The following is an 18,045-nucleotide window of genomic DNA, read 5'->3' as shown; positions in this document are numbered from 1 at the left end:
GGCATCCAAATGGCAAATTTTGATTCGATCATCCGGGGAGCCCGGGTCGTGTTAAAAGATCGTGTACAGCAGCTGGACATTGGTATCCAAGATGGGAAAATCACAGCTTTATCCGCTCAACTGAAGGTTGAGGAAGGAACTGAGGTAGTCGAAGCAGCTGGTTTCACCGTTATGCCTGGCGTAGTGGATATCCATGTTCATTTTAATGAACCGGGGCTGGCCAGTTGGGAAGGATTCAGTTCGGGATCGGCTGCGCTTGCTGCAGGAGGAATTACCACTTATGTTGATATGCCGCTTAATGGAGTCCCACCAACGACAAGTCCGGAAGCTTGGAATATGAAAAAGCAAGCTGCCCAGGATCGCTCCTATGTCGATTATGCATTCTGGGGAGGGTTAGTTCCTGGTAATCGGCAGCAGCTAATGAACTTAGCTGAGTCCGGCGCAGCCGGATTCAAGGCATTTATGTCGGAGCCGGGCGGAGAAGGAGAGGACATCTTTGCGAGAGCCGATGAGCAAACGCTTTTGGACGGCATGCACGAGATAGCGAGGCTCAATCGTGTACTTGCCCTTCATGCCGAAGATGAAGAGATGGTTGCACAGCTTGGGGCGAGAAGCATTGCCGAAGGAAAGACAGGGCCAATGGATTATGTGAAATCCCGTCCTGCAGAAGCAGAAGTCTTAGCCGTCACCAGGGCGCTTCAATATGGAGAACAAACCGGGTGTCCGCTGCATTTCGTGCACATCAGTACGAGAGAAGCGTTAGAACGAATTGCGGAAGCCAAGGGGCGCGGTCAGGACGTCACCTCTGAAACTTGCCCTCATTACCTGACGCTCACAGAACAGGATGTAGTTCGGTTGGGCGCTGTGGCGAAGTGTGCTCCACCTCTCCGCAGCAGCGCCGAACAAGAGACATTATGGGATGCGCTGGCATCCGGGCTTATTGACGTCATCGCATCCGATCATTCACCGTGCCCGCCATCCATGAAACAGTCAGACAATTTTTTTGAAATATGGGGCGGTATTTCCGGTGCGCAGAGCACGCTGCTGATCATGCTGGATGAAGGTCATCTTCGCCGCCGTTTAAGTTTGCCTTTACTCGGAAGGGTTCTTGCTTTGCAGCCGGCCAGAAGGCTTGGGCTTGAGAGTAAAGGAGAAATTGCGATCGGTAAAGACGCGGACCTCGTGCTTATTGATTGGAATACCAGTACCACATTAAACGTGGACGATTTGCTATATACCCATAAACAGAGTCCATATATCGGACGTACATTTGCATGTGGCGTAGCTGAAGTGTACTGCCGAGGGATCAAAGTATATAGCGAAAAGGGAGGGCTATCATCTAATCCTGCAGGTCAGTTTATTGCTGCTGGCTCGTATGGGAAAAATGGCACGCGCGGAACGGAGGAGTATCATGACAGAGTTTGAAACGTTCATGGGTTCCGAGACGGAAGAGCCGATTCTTCCCTTGCCGCAGCTGGAAGAAGTGAAGCTTCAAGGCATGCTGGATTGGCTGTCCACATTCGGAGCTGATGCCAAAGGCGGCGTAACTCGCCTGTTGTATGACAAAGCCTGGTGCGAAGCACAGCATGCCCTGGCTGCACGGATGGAGCAAATGGGACTGCTTCCCGAATTCGACCAGTCCGGCAATCTATATGGCACGTTACGAGCTGCAGATTCTGCAGCAGGAGCTGAGCAGCTCCCCATTGTGACCGGCTCACACATTGATTCTGTCGTTTATGGTGGAAGGTATGACGGTGCCTACGGTGTAGCAGCAGGAGTACTCGCTCTGGAGTACTTACGACGACATTTCGGGGCGCCGAAGCGTACGCTTCAAGTAGTTTCGCTATGCGAAGAGGAAGGAAGCCGATTTCCATTTGCCTATTGGGGATCACGAAGCATTACGGGGATCACCTCTCTTGAAGACATTCAACATTTGACGGATAAGGATGGAATAGCTTTTTCACAAGCGATTCGCGAAGCCGGATTCGGGTCAGACAGTGGCTACAGACCGGCTGCTCAAAAGTATGGTGCCTTTATCGAACTTCACATCGAACAAGGACAGGTGCTTGAACGACTTGGTCATTCGATTGGAATTGTATCCGATATCGTTGGTCAGAAGCGATTGAGTATTTCGATTAGTGGCGAAGCGAATCATGCGGGTACAACACCTATGTCATGGCGGAAGGATGCACTGGCAGGTGCAGCCGAGATGATTACGGCGGTTAGGACGATTGCTATGGCAGCAGGTGAACCCCTTGTGGCAACTGTTGGCCGAATCACTGCTGTGCCTGGTGTAGGTAACGTGGTCGCGGCACATGCCGAATTCTCGCTTGATATCCGACATATCCGGCAGGAGAGTATTGATCGGTGCTGGCATGACATGCTTCAGGCATTTCTTCAGATTGCATCTAAACTGCAGCTTGAATTGAACTGGGAAGAACACTTGTCGGTAGCCCCGATTCCAATGAACGAACAGATCACAGCGGATATTCAGAATATTTGCAAACAGGAGCACCTGTCCTATATGCATATGCCCAGCGGAGCTGGCCATGATTCACAGATTTTTCAGCCAGCCTGCCCGACAGCGATGATCTTTGTACCAAGTCAGGGCGGGATCAGTCACAGTCCCCTTGAATTCACAGCTGAGGAGGACCTGATGCGAGGATTTCGGGTTCTTGTTCAGCTACTTTATAAATACGGTTACGGGAGTTGATTGACCATGTCCAGCTATAGAGAATTATCTCCGTCCTTGCGAACCATCATGACCCCGGGACCAGTAGAAGTCGACCCCCGAGTTCTAAGGGCTTTGTCCTTCCCGATCCTCGGACAGTTTGATCCGGAGTTTACGTCCCTGATGAATGAAACGATGGTCATGCTGCGTGAATTATACATGACGAACAATGAGTGGTGTTATCCGGTAGATGGCACCTCACGTTCCGGCATTGAAGCCGTGTTGGTTAGTTTGATCCAGCCGGGGGATAAGGTATTGGTCCCTATATACGGACGGTTTGGACATTTGCTTGTAGAAATATCGGAGCGCTGCGGTGCGGAAGTTGTATGTATTGAAACGGCTTGGGGATCGGTCTTTGATCCAGAAGAAGTGATCAAGGCCATTCACACTCATAAGCCGGATATTGTGGCCATGGTTCATGGAGAGACATCCACCGGCCAGATGCAGCCCCTCGCCGAGATCGGCAAAGTATGCCGTGAATTGGATCTTCTTCTCGTCGTTGATGCGGTTGCCACCATAGGGGGTACGCCCGTTATGACCGATACCTGGTATCTGGATGCGGTAATGGGCGGAACGCAGAAGTGTTTATCCGTTCCTTCCGGCATGGCCCCATTGACATATAACAGCCGCGTAGAGAAAAAATTGATGAGTCGCAAAACGGTCGAACGCGGACTCCGTGACGCGACAAGCGCGAGGGCAGAGGGACGAACTATTGCAAGCAACTATTTTGACTTGAGTCAGCTGCAGGATTATTGGAGTTCTGCCCGGTTGAACCATCATACAGAAGCTACATCCATGCTCTACGGTTTACATGAAGGTTTGCGAATTTTGCTTCAGGAAGGACTGGAAGCCCGTTTCGAGCGGCATCGGATTAACGAAAACGCGCTCGTCGCCGGAATTCAGGGGATGGGGCTTCAAATTTATGGAGACATGTCCAGCAAACTTCCGGTAGTGACGTGTATCCATATTCCGGAAGGGATCGATGGCGAATCGGTACGAAGCATGCTTCTACATGATTTCGGCATCGAAATTGCGAGTTCATTTGGTCCTCTTAAGGGGAAAATCTGGCGAATTGGAACGATGGGCTTCAGCTGTCAGCGCAAAAACGTACTGCATGTGCTTGGTGCACTGGAGGCGGTTCTGCTCCGTCATCGCCACGGGCTACCTGCGGGTGAGGCAGTGCAGGCAGCACTCGACGTGTACGCTGGAAAGGAGGAAGCCTTATGTTAAATCAGATGCCCGTGTCCAGAGAGGTGATGGTCACCTCACCACATTATCTGGCGAGTGCGGTTGGAAGCTCAATTCTCCAGAAGGGTGGTAACGCTTATGATGCGGCTGTTGCGGTGAGCGCAGCACTGGGCGTAGTTTATCCGCACATGACTGGACTTGGGGGAGATGCCTTTTTCCTCATTCACGATGGAGCAAGCGGTGAGATTACCGCTTATAACGGAAGCGGCCGCTCGGCAGCAGGTATTCATGCCGATACGTTCAAAGCAATGGGCATGAATGCCATTCCCCAACGCGGCGTGCTCAGCGCGATAACGGTTCCTGGAATGGTGGATGCATGGTGGGAAGTGTGGTCTCGCTACGGGAGATTACCATGGGAGCAACTGCTTGAACCAGCCGTGCAGTACGCGGAGAAGGGGTGTCCGGTATCGCGCAATCTGCGTCTGTGGCTGGAACGGGATGAAGATTTCATTATGGGGCATTCGCCGCTGCGAGCGGTATTTGCCCCTTACGGCACATTGCTTCAGGAAGGTGAGCTGCTCGTCCAGACCGAACTGGCTGCTTCCATTCGCCTGATTCAGGCGGGAGGACGGGATTCTTTTTATACAGGAGAGCTTGCAGATCGTCTGACTTCAGCGATTCGAGAAGATGGCGGCATGCTGGCACCTCAGGACTTTGCAGCACACAAGGGAGAATGGGTAAAGCCTGTCAGCACGGAATACCGGGGTTATCAAGTGCATCAAATGCCGCCCAACTCGCAGGGATTCTCGATATTGATGATGTTAAATATGCTCGAACACATAGATCTCTCTTCCGTAGGTCGGACTTCGCCGGAGTTCTACCATCTGATGGCCGAAGTGGTGAAAAAGGCATTTCGTGATCGTGACCGGTACCTCACTGATCCTGACTTTCGCGAAATCCCCTTGAATCAATTGTTATCGAAGACTTACGGGGATGAGTTATGGAATGAGATCCAATCTGCACCTCCAGTAGCACAGCCCTTCTTGTCCAAAACGATCGGGCAGGATACTGCCTACGCTGCTGTAGTCGATCAGGAAGGCAACGCCGTCTCGTTTATTCAAAGTCTGTACTTTGATTTTGGCGCAGCCTACGTTCCGGGAGATACTGGCGTAATTATGCAAAATAGAGGGTCCTTTTTCTCTCTTGATTCGACAGATGCGAATGTGCTTGAACCCAATAAACGCTCTTTTCATACGCTCATGCCTGGTCTTGTTACCCGCAATGGGAAGCCTTATATGCTTCTGGGTACACAAGGCGGAGAAGGGCAGCCTCAGACGCAGTTATCCGTACTTACTGGCGTTCTGGACTATGGTCTGACCATTCAGGAAGCAATTGGTCTGCCACGCTGGGTCTACGGACGGACGTGGGGTGAAGAAGGCGACACGATGCGGGTAGAGAATCGCTATCATGATGACGTATGCGAGACGCTGGCTCACTGGGGACATAACGTAGAGATCAGAGCTCCATGGGATGACATTATGGGTCAGTCGCAAGGGATTGTCATCCGTGAGGATGGCATGATTAGCGGAGCTGCCGATCCCAGAGGAGATGGCATGGCCATCGGATGGTAACCACGCTTGGTTGCTGCTTGGATTGGTTTTGGTTTCTCATGAAAATAGCGTAAAAAAAGACATAGATACGATAGGGGAGATTATCATGGGAACGATCCTGCTGAAGGGTGCACAGCTTGTCACGATGAATGCGGAAGAAGATATATTTACAGGGGATCTGCTGATCGAGGATAACAAAATCAAAGAGATTGCCGAGCATATCGACGTTCAGGCTGATCAGGTTATTGATGCCCGTGGCAAAGTTCTGCTGCCAGGCTTTATTCAGACACATATTCATTTGTGCCAGACACTCTTTCGCGGGCGTGCGGACGACCTGGAGCTCATGGATTGGCTTCGTCAACGAATCTGGCCACTGGAGGCAGCGCATGATGAGGAATCTGTCTATTATTCGGCGATGCTTGGGCTGGGCGAACTGATTTCGAGTGGAACCACGACCATTTTGGATATGGAGACGGTGCATCACACGGATTCGGCTTTTCAGGCAATGGCACAGAGCGGCATTCGGGTGATATCTGGCAAGGTCATGATGGACCACGGCGACGAAGTGCCTGAACCGCTGCGTGAAAATACGGCAACCTCGCTGCAGCAAAGTGTTGATTTGCTTGAGAAATGGAATGGTTTCGGGGGCGGACGCATTCAATATGCGTTTTGTCCGCGATTCGTCGTTTCCTGTACAGAGGAGCTGCTTGTTGAAGTACGTGATCTATCGAACAAGTATCATGTGAAGGTGCATACGCATGCATCGGAGAATCGTGGCGAGATTGAACTGGTCGAACATGAACGCGGAATGCGTAACATTGTCTATCTGGATCATATCGGTCTGGCAACCCCACGTCTCGTCCTTGCACATTGTGTCTGGCTTAGTGAAGAAGAGAAGGAAATCATTCGCAAGCGAGGGGTAAAAGTTACCCACTGCCCCGGCTCAAATATGAAATTGTCATCGGGTATAGCGGAAATTCCTGACCTGCTTAACCGCCAGATTGCGGTGGGAATCGGTGCGGACGGCGCACCATGCAACAACAACCTGGATATGTTTCAGGAAATGCGTCTGACAGCATTAATTCAAAAGGTTCCTCATGGGCCTACGATCATGGATGCACGCACGGTTCTGCGCATGGCAACGATGGGTGGTGCCGAAGTGCTTGGGCTGTCGAAGGAAATTGGAAGTCTGGAAGTGGGCAAAAAGGCAGACATGGTGTTGTTGGATCTGGATGATTTCCATACCTATCCTTCGTATGAGACAGATGTTTATTCCCGCGTGGTGTACTCCGCGACTCGGAGCTGTGTGGACACGGTTATTATTGATGGAAGCATTGTGCTCAAAAACCGCAAGATTCAGACCATTGACCGTGGCATCGTGCTTCGCGAATCGGATAAGAGCATTGCACGTTTGATGAAGAGAATTTGAGTTAGGTTATTTTCAGAGGGAAATGTTGTATAACTGCTGCTCGCAGAAGACTTTTCGGAAAGGTGGAGACGAATATGGAAATGCATGATCTGTGTGCAATTGCAGCAGGTGAGCCCCGCTGTGTACTTGCAACGGCGGTCAAGGTGGAAGGTCATGCTTACCGTAAGCAGGGAGTCTCTATGCTCTTGACCGAAGATGGCAGAATGTATGGCAGCATCAGCCCGGGATGTCTCGAGAGTGATCTGCAAGCACGTGTAAAACAAGTACTGGACACGGGACACATGGCATTTGCCGAATACGACATGCGCCCTGAAGATGATCTCTCTTGGGGAGAAACGATTGGCTGCGGAGGATTGGTCGTCGTCCTGCTGGAACCTGTCTGCGGCGAACTGCGAAGTGCATTAACTGAGATGCACGCTTGTTTCAAATCTGGTTCAGCGGCGGAGTTTACCCGTTACTTTCAGCATAACTATTCCCTTGTTCAATATGAATGGCATCGAGTTGATTCAATCGATAGGAACCTTGTTCCTTCCATAGACGTAACTCGTATGTCTTTCGATTCATACAGGACAGAAATCGATAAGGACGTAAAATCAACTGAGTCAGAGAACTGGAATCTGCCTTTACGAATAACGACCATATATACTCCTAAACCGCGACTTATTATAATCGGGGCGGGAAATGATGCCATACCTGTTGCCAGGCTTGCGAGGGTATCTGGATTTCATGTCATCATTGCGGATTGGAGAGAGGGTCTGTGTACGTCCGACCGGTTTCCGGATGCAGATCTCGTTCCTGGTTTTCCCGCTGAAATCATGCCTGTGCTGAATATACGACGTGGAGATTTCCTCATACTGATGAGTCATCAGTTCCCGCGTGAACGTGAATTCTTGGAGCTGCTGTCGGGAAGTGAGTATGCTTATCTCGGTATTATGGGTTCCAAAACACGGACAGCACGACTATTGAATGATTTACCACCGCTACCGAATCTCCATTCTCCCGTAGGTCTCAGTATCGGGGCAGATGGACCAGAAGAAATCGCCATTAGCGTTGCTGCTGAACTGATTGCGTGCAAGCGCGCTGCTGGAACTGAAAACTGCTCTGCTCAAAGGGGGAGTACGCATGCGATTGACGGGCATTCTGCTCGCCGCAGGTAAGAGTACCCGTCTTGGCCGAGATAAATTAGCAGTGACTATGCCGGATGGGAGAGCTTTGTCGGCCTGGTCACTTCAAGCGGCACTCGATTCTGAATTGGAACAGGTCATCTGTGTGGTGAAACCGGAGGATTCCTTGGAATGGCTCCCCGAAAATGTACTCCACGCATCAGTATCCTCAGCTAACTATAGGAGCGAGACTAAGCTCCAAATTGCTCTCAGTACAGAATACTCTTCTGGTATGGCCGCATCGCTTCAATGTGGTCTCAAGGAAGCCAAGGAATACGGGGCAGAAGGTGTAATGATTCTTTTGGCGGACCAGCCTTTAATAAGGGCGCAGGATATTAACCAGGTTTCGGCAGCACTTGCATTGAACAAACAGTCTGATTATGCAGCTGCTGCGGACGGCCAGGGGCGGAAGCCTCCTGTTGCCTTTCGCTCTCATATGTTTGATCACCTCCTTGCTCTTGTCGGAGATGAGGGTGCGCGGAAGATTATGCGTAATGACACCTTCTCTGGAACTGAGGTAAACTTGCCTGACTTTTGTTTCTGGGATGCTGATACGGAGGCTGAACTGAAACGCATTATGGATTATGTAAATAAATCAGCTCAAATGAAGTAACTTCGACCCAATAACATGCCCCCTCAATTGAATACAACGTAGTCGTAGGTTATCTACTTATCTCTGCTCTCTTAACATAAACAGGTCATCCAGTTCGTTTGGTTGGCCTTTTTGTGTCGTTTATATCATTCCAAGCGAAGAGCAGTGTTAGGTATGGTTACTCCTATCATGCATGAAGCACAAAACGCGGATCGTATTTATACATTTATCCAAATCGATGTGAAGCTAATTGACGCTAACCCTTTAGTCTCATATGATTTGAAGAATTATCTGGATCCTGTAGGATGAATTATCTTTAACAGTCAGCGCCTATACGGATTGAATCCAGCGTCCTATATCGTGCTTATAAGAGAGAGGGGATGGAACGATGGTAATACCAGCATATGGGTCAGGAGCGATGCCATCGGTATGGCAGCCGGAAGATCTGGAAGAACTCCGGATGTTGAGGAACAGGTTGAACGGAAGCTTCTGCTACGCTGCAGGCGCAACATTGCTGCGGACCCAGTGGGAAGGCGGTCTTGTACCTTCACCGGAGCATATGATCAGTCTGGCACGTATTCCAGGAACAAGTGACGTATATATAGATGGAGATCGAATTGTGATCGGGGCCCTGACCCGATTGAATAGATGTATTACTGACGAATTACTTCATCATCTATCGTTATTACAAGAGGCTGTGAAAACGATAGCTGCGCCATCCATTCGCAATGTAGCGACAATTGGCGGCAACATTGTATCAGGAGTCGGAGATACGTTACCCGCATTGCTCGCATACAACGCAGAACTGCAGTGGATGACGGACGCAGGGTTGGAAATCCGTACACTAGACTCCTGGTTGAAAGGGGGACGTGACGGCAGTCGCAATCCAAGTGACGTGTTAATCTCGATCCAGATCCCGCTGGATAAGCTGCCTGTCTCCAATCTCAAGAACCAAGCAACTGACGCGAGAGAGATTGCATTTTACCGCAAGCTGGGCAGGCGAGAGACGTTTAGCGCATCTCTGGTAACCATTGCTTTTCGTGGAGAGATTGATCCAGATGGTCGTTGGAATAAGGTTGCGATAGCAGCAGGCGGAGGGTCAGGTGTGGCCATGCGGTTACCTGCGTCGGAACAGCTGCTGCTTCGCGAAGAAGCTTCGCTTATGCAAGCAGAGCCGCTAGGAAGGACTGCCTCTGAGGAATTTGTGACCTATGGCGATGTCTTTGCAACTGAAGAGTACCGCAAGCAGACTGCTGGTAATTTGCTGGGGGCTGGACTGTGGGAAGCACTATACCGTTGATTCAAATCTTGATCAAGAAAAGGGGAGAGAGACCATGCTGCTGAATCGGAAACATAGCGGAAAACGGTGGCACTTGAGACCGGACGGAATTCCGAAGGTAACAGGACAACTCCAGTATCTGACGGATATGACTCTACCCGGAATGCTTCATGGAAGAGTTCTGCGCAGCACCTATCCTTATGCTCGCATTCTATCTATAGATACTACAGAAGCAGAGGCCATGGAGGGAGTGTATGCTGTCCTTACCTCCAAAGACGTACCCGGCCTGAATCGTTTTGGAATTGCAACGCCTGACCAGCCTGTATTTTGCGAGGATGTTGTACGTTATGTCGGGGATGCCCTTGCGGCAGTAGCTGCGGATTCCCCGGAACGTGCAGCGCTGGCACTCAGTGCAATTCAAGTGGAGTATGAGGAGCTTACCCCGCTGGACAGCACGGATGCAGCTCTCGCTCCGGACGCACCGGAACTGCATCCACATGGACCGGGCAATGTACTGCATCGCACCGAAATTAAACGCGGGAATGTGGAGCAGGCTTTTGCGGCATGTGAACATATTGTCACGGAAACGTACTATACACCTCGTCAAATGCACGCTTATATGGAGACAGAAGGCGGTCTGTTTGTACCGGATGACGATGGAAGGCTTAATGTCTACGCTGCCACGCAGCACGGGTACAAGGACCGGATGCAGCTGGCACGGATTATCGGTTGTCCCGAGGATGACATCCGTGTCGTGTCGTCTCCCATTGGCGGTTCTTTTGGAGGGAAGGACGAACTAAACGTGCAGCCTTATGGTGCTCTTCTTGCATTGACCTGCGGACGTCCCGTGAAAATGCACAATTCCCGCAAAGAATCCGTTCGTGCAGGTCTGAAGCGGCATCCGATGAAAATTGAGATGCAGACAGGAATCAGCCGCGAAGGCATCATTCAAGCTCACCGGGTTCGCATTACGGCAGATACAGGAGCGTACGCCACGCTTGGAGCGCCTGTGCTGAACTTCTGCACGGAGCATTGTCTAGGTCCTTACTCCATCCCCAATGTGGATGTAGAAGGCTTGTCCGTGTATACCAACAATGGGTTATCAGGTGAATTTCGCGGATTTGGTGGGAATCAGGCTATCTTTGCAGTGGAAGGCCAAATGGATCGACTCGCTGAGATCATGAATATGGACCCATGGGAGTTTCGCAGACGGAACATGAGGGAAAAGGCTGACCCTGGTCCGTTAAATCAGAGAATTCTGACTACAGACGGACTGTCGCAAGTATGGGAAGCCATGGATCGTTCTGAATTATGGCAAAGGCATCAGCATCCCCAGGCAGATCCTTCTCTGCCTCCATGGATTAAGCGAGGCGTAGGTGCTGCTATTGCCATGCATGGTGCCGGATTGGGTTACGGGATTCCCGACCCGGCAGGAGGCCGCTTATCCCTTAATTCGGAAGGGAAAATAGAAGTGGCTTTCAGTTACGAAGAATTTGGTCAGGGATTGATCGCTACATTGGAGATCATGCTCTGCGATCTGTTTCAATGCAGTACTTCGGATTTAAATATCATCATTGGCGATACGGATCGGGTTCCTCACAGTGGCTCAAGCACCGCTTCGCGTTCCACAACGATGGCCTGGATGGCTTTGCAGCGATTGCAGACCCCTTTCCGTTCCAGAATCCTATCGGCAGCTTCGGCCTTGTCGGGTATTCCGACTGATGAACTGGTGACAGGACCTGGCGGTGTATGGCGTAAAGGCCAACTGCCTAGTACTGATGTAGAGACGAAATCATTGGGGTTTGTTACTGCCTACTCAGATTTGGCGGGCCAGGGCACAGCGGAAGAATGGGTATTTGATACTCATTTCGATTATCCAACCACGCCTGACCATGTCGTGGGCGGACACTATCTATATACGTATGCGGCGGTTGCCGCAGAGGTAGAAGTGAACACGTTAACCGGAGAAGCCAAATTGCTCGATACACGTCATGTGGTAGCCGCGGGACCCGTCATTAATCCGATGGGCTTCATTGGACAGATCGAAGGTGGAAGTGTGATGGCACTCGGGTTTACGTTAACGGAGGATGCTGTCATGCAGGATAGTCGATATCTTACTACCAATCTGGATACGTATTTGATTCCAACGATTCGGGATATCCATACCAATCTCGAGGTTGAGGCTATTGAAGACCTTCCCGAAGGGGATCCTTTTGGACCGAGAGGGATTGGCGAGATTGGTTCTGTGGCACTCGCTCCAGCAATCACTGCAGCAATTCATCAGGCTACCGGGGTGTGGGTGAACCGATTGCCCGTTCCGCGTGAACAACTGGTTCAATCCCTACATGTACCTTTACAGGAAGGGGTGAGTCCCTCATGAGCAAGCCGCTTAGTAACATCTGGTCAGCAGTAGTGAATGGGGAAGAGAAGGTACTTAACATTGCTCAAACGACCCGGCTGGTGGATGTGCTTCGGACTCATTTGAACCTGACCGGAACCAAGGTGTCCTGTGAAGTTGGACGCTGCGGTGCATGCATGGTGCTTATGGATGGAGAACCGGTCAACTCCTGCCTGATTATGGCTTATCAATGTGAAGGAAGTGAAATTACGACCATTGAAGGGCTACACGGTGAGCGGGAAGGGAGTCTGCATCCGATACAGCAGGCCTTTGTAGAAGAGGGCGGGTTTCAATGCGGTTATTGTACACCAGGTATGGTCATTGCCACGAAGGCACTGCTCGATCATCATCCCCAGCCTACACAGGAACAGATCGAAACGGGATTATGCGGTAATCTGTGCCGCTGCACCGGATATGGAGGAATTATAAGAGCAGTATGTAAGGCAAGTGAGGGTTGTGAGGAAACGAAGGCTACTTAGCCATGAGGTACAGGTGAGTGATCAGCTCATTATATTTTAATATCAAACGAATAAAAAACCGGGCGTGAAGGGAGTTCTCAATTCCATCACGTCCGGTCTTTATTTTATGGATAAACGTAATAAATATTATGTAAACTTATTATTTTCGATAACCTCCATAAGCCTCATCTATATTGAAGAATAAAATAGTTGAACCAACATCTACCAACATATTTAAATTTCAACTCAAAATTATGAAATAAATATAACCTACTCTCATGGATTTTCCGCTTCTTTACTTACTGGATAGGGTAGAATTATAATCGTTTTCGAATCTTGATAAAAAAATAAGACCACTCTAAAAAAACATCACGAATTTATCGATTGTATGTTGTTTGAAGAAGTTTTGAATGCGTAAACAAATGTTTCTTTTAATATTCATCATTCTCGTGTTCTTAATAGCTAAAAGGCACGCTGCTGAAATCAAAGTTGGAATTACCCTGCAGGTTATCTTTCAAAGAACCAACTCAATATCGTTGGAAAATGATAAGAATTAGCTCCTTAAAAGAGAAAGGGGTTAATTCCAAAAAATGATCCTTAGCTGATTATAGATCATTTTCATATGGATTTGCGATGGATTTGGGAGTACTTTCCATGTATGCTGTTGAAAACTGGAAAGGAAGTGGGAAAAATGGAACGCGAACTGGCGTTGGAAATTGTCCGAGTAACAGAATTGGCTGCGTTAGCTTCAGCCCCCTGGATGGGACGAGGTGACAAGAACAGTGCAGATGAAGCGGCTACTTTGGCCATGCGCGCCATGTTCGATTCCGTGTCCATTCGCGGCACGGTGGTAATCGGTGAAGGAGAAATGGACGAAGCACCCATGTTGTACATCGGCGAGGAAGTGGGTAACGCTGAAGGACCTGAAGTAGACGTTGCTGTAGATCCTCTTGAAGGTACAGAAATTGTGGCCAAGGGACTGAACAACGCTTTATCGGTTATTGCAGTGGCGGGAAAAGGAAACCTGCTCCATGCACCGGATATGTATATGGAGAAACTGGCTGTAGGTCCGGCACTGGTCGGCAAGGTCAGCATCGAAGACCCGGTTGAGGTTACGCTAGAGAAAGCAGCTGCCGCACTGAACAAAAACATTTCGGATCTGACTGTCATGATCCTAGACCGTACACGGCATGAGAGCACGATTAAAACGCTGCGCAAGGTTGGCGTACGGATCAAGTTCCTCAGTGACGGCGATGTAGCGGGTGCCATGGCGCCTGCATTCCCTGAGGCGGGCATTGACTTATACGTTGGTTCTGGCGGAGCTCCTGAAGGCGTGCTGGCTGCAGCAGCACTCTCTTGCCTGGGAGGCGAAATACAAGGCCGCTTAATGCCTGCCAATGCAGACGAGTTCCAGCGATGCCTGCAGATGGGCATTGATAATCCTTACAAAGTCTTAACGATGCAGGACATGATCGGTACCGAAGATGTCATTTTCGCTGCAACCGGTGTAACGCCAGGAGAGATATTGGGCGGTGTGCGTTATCTTGCAGATGACCGTGCCGAGACAGATTCCATTGTCATGCGTGCCAAAACCAAAACGATCCGTTACATTCGCTCCGTGCATTTCCTGCCCAACAAGGAAGTGCTTCACAAGGTACGGAAACTGCAAGCTACGCCGGAACCCTCAGACCGTATCCAAAGCCCGGCTAAAATAGTAGAACAGGCAGAGTTTAGCCAATCATCGGTGAATCAGAGTGTGTTGACTTAGACAAAACGGCGCTTTAAAGGTCTAAAAGTCACTGCCAAACCATAGGTTATCTATTAGAATCATCCATCATTCCTAGGACAAGATTTGTGCTCGTAGATTTATCAAACAGGAAGGGAATCTGCTAATAGAGATCCTCTTCCTGTTTTATGTTAAAAGCATTGACAACGGTTACAACACATGAGAAAATGTACGCGCGTACATAAAAATAATCTTCTACAAATAGTATCGTATTTAAAGGACGTAAGGGGGTGAAATTCGTGGCATCCCGCAAAGAGGTCGCTGACTTGGCAGGAGTCTCCGAAGCTACGGTCTCTCGGGTTCTTAACGGGGTTGGTCCGATCAAAGAGGAGACAAGGCGCAAAGTGTTGGAAGCTTCCCAGAAGCTGGGGTATGTGCCGAGTGCCCTTGCACGCAGCTTCGCCAGAAGCAAAAGCGGCAACCTCGGGGTTGTTTTGCCTTATGTTCCGAAGGCGCATTTGTTTTCTGCTTATTTTTTCTCGGAAATGCTAAGTGGTATTGGTAATAAGGCCAGAGACAGCGGTATGGATCTGCTGGTCATGTTCAGATCACCAGGTGAAGTCATGAATTATGCCGACCTGTTCCGACGTCAAAAAGTGGACGCCTGCATTATTCTTGGGGCCAGAGACGACCTTGGGGAACTGGCAGCGATGCAGCAGCTGCAAGAGGAAGGTCATCCTTTTTGCGTCATGAATCAACACTTTGCAGGAGAGGCCTTTCTGGAAGTGGATGCTGATCATGTGGAAGGCAGTCGGCTCGCCATTCGTCACCTTACCGATCAGGGTTACCGAAATATTGCATTTCTCAACGGTCCGGACAGTTATTCCAACAGTCAGGAGCGGCTGCAAGGTGTTCGCGTTGGTTTGCAGGAAGCCGGAATGGAGCTGGATCCCAGCCTGCTGCTTGAAGGGAATTACAGCAGAAGAAGCGGTGTGGAGGCTGCAGCCACGATTGCGGCAAGGCTTGACGAGATCGACGCCGTATTTGCTGCCAACGACCGTATGGCTATTGGTGTTATGCACGGTTTGCGTGAGCGCGGGATTAGGGTGGAGGATTTCCCGGCTTTTGTCGGGTATGACGACTCCGATGCTGCAGAGATGGCCGTGCCTCCGCTAACCAGCGTCAGGGTACCTTTTTATGAAATGGGTGAACTGGCCGCATCCAAACTCATACATGGTTCTCTGGATGGAAGCGCTTCAACTAAGGATTCAGATTTTTCATCGGAGTGGCACAGAGAGTTATTGCCTGCAGAGTTAATCGTCAGGGCTTCATCGATTCGTAAGTAGCATAGAGCATGATTTTAGATTCCAAAGGAGGAAAAGAACATGTCACAACGTCTACGTGTCGGAATGGTAGGATACAAGTTTATGGGGAAGGCCCATAGCAATGCTTATCGCAGTTTGCCCATGTTTTTCCCGTCAGCACCGCTACAGCCTGAAATGGCGGTTATCTGCGGCCGGAATGAAAAAGGTGTCCAGGAAGCAGCGAACCAGTTCGGCTGGTCCGAAAGTGTAACCGACTGGCGTGAATTGGTACAGCGCGATGATATTGATCTGATTGATATTAACGCTCCGAGTGATGCACATAAGGAGATTGCACTGGAAGCAGCCCGTCAGGGTAAACACTTGTTCTGTGAGAAACCGCTGGCCTTGTCGCTTGCCGATTCGAGAGAGATGCTTCAAGCAGCAGAAGATGCTGGTGTTGCCCACATGGTTGGATTCAACTATCGCTTCTCCCCGGCTGTGCAGCTTGCCAAGGAATTGGTTCAGAGCGGACGCCTGGGTAAGATCTATCACTTCCGCGCATTTTTCCTGCAGGACTGGATCATGGATCCATCATTCCCGCTTGTCTGGCGCTTGCAAAAGGAAGTGGCTGGCTCGGGATCGCACGGCGATCTGGGTGCACACTTAATTGATCTCGCACGCTTTCTTGTTGGGGAGTTCCAAGAAGTCATCGGAATGAGTGAGACGTTCATTAAGGAACGGCCGCTTGCTTCCGAAATGACTGGACTTAGTGCCAAAGGCAGCTCGAATGCGGACGCACCGAAGGGCGAAGTGACAGTGGATGATGCGACATTGTTCCTGGCCAGGTTTGCTGGCGGAGCGCTTGGCAGCTTCGAGGCTACACGCTTTGCAGCAGGTCACCGCAGCACAAATTCATTCGAGATCAACGGCAGCCTGGGCAGTGTCCGGTTTGACTTTGAACGAATGAATGAACTGGAAGTGTATTTTACGAAAGATGAAGATGACGTTCAGGGATTCCGGCGTGTTCTGGCTACAGATCCGGCGCATAAGTATGCCGAGGCCTGGTGGCCAGCAGGACATACCATCGGATTTGAGCATACCTTTACACACGAGATGCTGGAGCTGGTTACAGCCATCTCGGAAGGGCGTCAGCCTTCACCAAGTTTCCATGATGGTGTTGCCTGCCAGGCTGTGCTCGAAGCCGTAGAACGTTCTGTAACAGAACGGCGCTGGGTTTCCCTTGATGAGATGTAAGCAAAGTTTAGCTGTTTATACATGCTAGAGAATTTGAAATGAGAGAAGTCAAATGATCAGCGTGATAGCGATACACAGGCAGGATCTATAAAAACTATCCGAAAGCGAGTGATAAAGCGATGAGTAAGGCACTTATTGTATGGGGCGGCTGGGATGGACATGAACCGGAGCAGGTAGCAGCGATTTTTGAGCGCATTTTGAAGGAAGAACAGTTTGAGGTCGAGGTCTCGAACACATTGGAAGCCTATGCAGATGCCGACAAACTGCTGGGACTCGATCTGATCGTCCCTCTGTGGACGATGGGACAGATTGAACAGGAACTGGTCAACAATGTATCGGCTGCCGTTCAGAGCGGCGTTGGGCTCGCGGGTATTCACGGCGGGATGTGTGATGCGTTCCGGAACAATGTCGATTGGCAGTTCATGACTGGCGGTCAATGGGTTGCACACCCGGGCAATGATGGCGTCGAGTATACGGTAAACATCAAACGCGGTTCAAGTCCGCTGCTGGACCACATTGAAGATTTTCAGGTGAAAAGCGAGCAATACTACCTGCACGTTGACCCTGCGGTTGAAGTACTGGCAACAACTCGTTTCCCGGTCGTGGAAGGTCCCCATTCAGCGAATGGGCCAGTGGATATGCCGGTTGTATGGACGAAGCGTTGGGGTGCTGGCCGTGTGTACTACAACTCGCTTGGTCATCATGCGGATATTGTAGAGATGCAGCAAGTCACCGAAATGATGCGCAGTGGCTTCAAATGGGCTGCAGCAGGCAAAGCGGTTGCCAATAATACAACAGGCCAAAAAGCTGAAGTGTACACAGGCATGGCCGATAACCAAACTTAATTTCCGTTACTTTTTGTGATAAACCAAGGGACATACGTACATGAGCACATTTTGACCAGCATTCTACA

At 50.1% G+C, this 18,045-nt stretch carries 14 protein-coding genes; all 14 read left to right on the top strand.

Annotated features, from left to right (window positions below; genetic code table 11):
- Window positions 1–9 precede the first annotated feature (9 nt).
- Window positions 10–1,425, top strand: a complete 1,416-nt coding sequence (gene allB / locus ABIC22_RS24555) for an allantoinase AllB (protein WP_354484481.1) — start codon at window positions 10–12, stop codon at window positions 1,423–1,425.
- Complete coding sequence (locus ABIC22_RS24550; RefSeq protein WP_354484479.1) at window positions 1,412–2,713, top strand: Zn-dependent hydrolase; 1,302 nt, start codon at window positions 1,412–1,414, stop codon at window positions 2,711–2,713. The genes allB and ABIC22_RS24550 overlap by 14 nt, the downstream gene beginning before the upstream one ends.
- Before the next feature lie 6 nt (window positions 2,714–2,719).
- Window positions 2,720–3,961 (top strand): pyridoxal-phosphate-dependent aminotransferase family protein, encoded by a 1,242-nt coding sequence (locus ABIC22_RS24545; RefSeq protein ID WP_354484477.1) that lies wholly within the window; start codon window positions 2,720–2,722, stop codon window positions 3,959–3,961.
- Window positions 3,955–5,550, top strand: coding sequence for a gamma-glutamyltransferase (ggt, locus tag ABIC22_RS24540; protein WP_354484475.1), 1,596 nt, complete (start codon window positions 3,955–3,957; stop codon window positions 5,548–5,550). Before ABIC22_RS24545 ends, ggt begins: the two co-directional genes overlap by 7 nt.
- 85 nt (window positions 5,551–5,635) lie before the next feature.
- Complete coding sequence (locus ABIC22_RS24535; RefSeq protein WP_127540161.1) at window positions 5,636–6,958, top strand: 5'-deoxyadenosine deaminase; 1,323 nt, start codon at window positions 5,636–5,638, stop codon at window positions 6,956–6,958.
- Window positions 6,959–7,032: 74 nt separating this feature from the next.
- On the top strand, window positions 7,033–8,115 hold the full coding sequence (locus ABIC22_RS24530; protein ID WP_354484473.1) for an XdhC family protein: 1,083 nt from the start codon (window positions 7,033–7,035) through the stop codon (window positions 8,113–8,115).
- Window positions 8,081–8,734 carry a nucleotidyltransferase family protein gene (locus ABIC22_RS24525; protein ID WP_354484471.1) on the top strand — a complete coding sequence of 218 codons (654 nt, stop codon included), beginning with the start codon at window positions 8,081–8,083 and terminating at the stop codon, window positions 8,732–8,734. Before ABIC22_RS24530 ends, ABIC22_RS24525 begins: the two co-directional genes overlap by 35 nt.
- A gap of 367 nt (window positions 8,735–9,101) precedes the next feature.
- On the top strand, window positions 9,102–10,013 hold the full coding sequence (locus ABIC22_RS24520; RefSeq protein WP_354484469.1) for an FAD binding domain-containing protein: 912 nt from the start codon (window positions 9,102–9,104) through the stop codon (window positions 10,011–10,013).
- 34 nt (window positions 10,014–10,047) lie between these two features.
- Window positions 10,048–12,372, top strand: a complete 2,325-nt coding sequence (pucD, locus tag ABIC22_RS24515) for a xanthine dehydrogenase subunit D (protein ID WP_354484467.1) — start codon at window positions 10,048–10,050, stop codon at window positions 12,370–12,372.
- Entirely contained in the window at window positions 12,369–12,869 is a 501-nt protein-coding gene (locus tag ABIC22_RS24510) for a (2Fe-2S)-binding protein (protein ID WP_354484465.1), read from the top strand. The genes pucD and ABIC22_RS24510 overlap by 4 nt, the downstream gene beginning before the upstream one ends.
- A gap of 670 nt (window positions 12,870–13,539) precedes the next feature.
- Entirely contained in the window at window positions 13,540–14,616 is a 1,077-nt protein-coding gene (gene glpX / locus ABIC22_RS24505) for a class II fructose-bisphosphatase (RefSeq protein ID WP_095287732.1), read from the top strand.
- 257 nt (window positions 14,617–14,873) lie between these two features.
- A complete protein-coding gene (locus ABIC22_RS24500; RefSeq protein ID WP_483312565.1) occupies window positions 14,874–15,920 on the top strand; it encodes a LacI family DNA-binding transcriptional regulator in 1,047 nt (348 codons plus the stop codon).
- A 39-nt stretch (window positions 15,921–15,959) separates the two neighbouring features.
- Window positions 15,960–17,132 (top strand): Gfo/Idh/MocA family protein, encoded by a 1,173-nt coding sequence (locus ABIC22_RS24495; protein WP_354484461.1) that lies wholly within the window; start codon window positions 15,960–15,962, stop codon window positions 17,130–17,132.
- Between the two features lie 119 nt (window positions 17,133–17,251).
- Complete coding sequence (locus tag ABIC22_RS24490) at window positions 17,252–17,977, top strand: ThuA domain-containing protein (RefSeq protein ID WP_127540145.1); 726 nt, start codon at window positions 17,252–17,254, stop codon at window positions 17,975–17,977.
- The last annotated feature ends 68 nt before the right edge of the window (window positions 17,978–18,045 follow it).

It is taken from the genome of Paenibacillus sp. PvP094 (genome assembly GCF_040546835.1).
GTDB lineage: Bacteria > Bacillota > Bacilli > Paenibacillales > Paenibacillaceae > Paenibacillus > Paenibacillus illinoisensis.
Note: the sequence above shows the minus strand (reverse complement) of the source record. Positions and strands in the feature narration are given on the sequence as shown.

Bases quoted from the DNA above. Each gene is read 5' to 3' on its own strand.
- ABIC22_RS24545 (WP_354484477.1), top strand. From the start codon at position 2,720: ATGTCCAGCTATAGAGAATTATCTCCGTCCTTGCGAACCATCATGACC.
- ABIC22_RS24525 (WP_354484471.1), top strand. From the start codon at position 8,081: ATGCGATTGACGGGCATTCTGCTCGCCGCAGGTAAGAGTACCCGTCTT.
- ABIC22_RS24520 (WP_354484469.1), top strand. From the start codon at position 9,102: ATGGTAATACCAGCATATGGGTCAGGAGCGATGCCATCGGTATGGCAG.
- glpX (WP_095287732.1), top strand. From the start codon at position 13,540: ATGGAACGCGAACTGGCGTTGGAAATTGTCCGAGTAACAGAATTGGCT.
- ABIC22_RS24490 (WP_127540145.1), top strand. From the start codon at position 17,252: ATGAGTAAGGCACTTATTGTATGGGGCGGCTGGGATGGACATGAACCG.
- ggt (WP_354484475.1), top strand. From the start codon at position 3,955: ATGTTAAATCAGATGCCCGTGTCCAGAGAGGTGATGGTCACCTCACCA.
- allB (WP_354484481.1), top strand. From the start codon at position 10: ATGGCAAATTTTGATTCGATCATCCGGGGAGCCCGGGTCGTGTTAAAA.
- ABIC22_RS24510 (WP_354484465.1), top strand. From the start codon at position 12,369: ATGAGCAAGCCGCTTAGTAACATCTGGTCAGCAGTAGTGAATGGGGAA.
- pucD (WP_354484467.1), top strand. From the start codon at position 10,048: ATGCTGCTGAATCGGAAACATAGCGGAAAACGGTGGCACTTGAGACCG.
- ABIC22_RS24495 (WP_354484461.1), top strand. From the start codon at position 15,960: ATGTCACAACGTCTACGTGTCGGAATGGTAGGATACAAGTTTATGGGG.
- ABIC22_RS24530 (WP_354484473.1), top strand. From the start codon at position 7,033: ATGGAAATGCATGATCTGTGTGCAATTGCAGCAGGTGAGCCCCGCTGT.
- ABIC22_RS24550 (WP_354484479.1), top strand. From the start codon at position 1,412: ATGACAGAGTTTGAAACGTTCATGGGTTCCGAGACGGAAGAGCCGATT.
- ABIC22_RS24535 (WP_127540161.1), top strand. From the start codon at position 5,636: ATGGGAACGATCCTGCTGAAGGGTGCACAGCTTGTCACGATGAATGCG.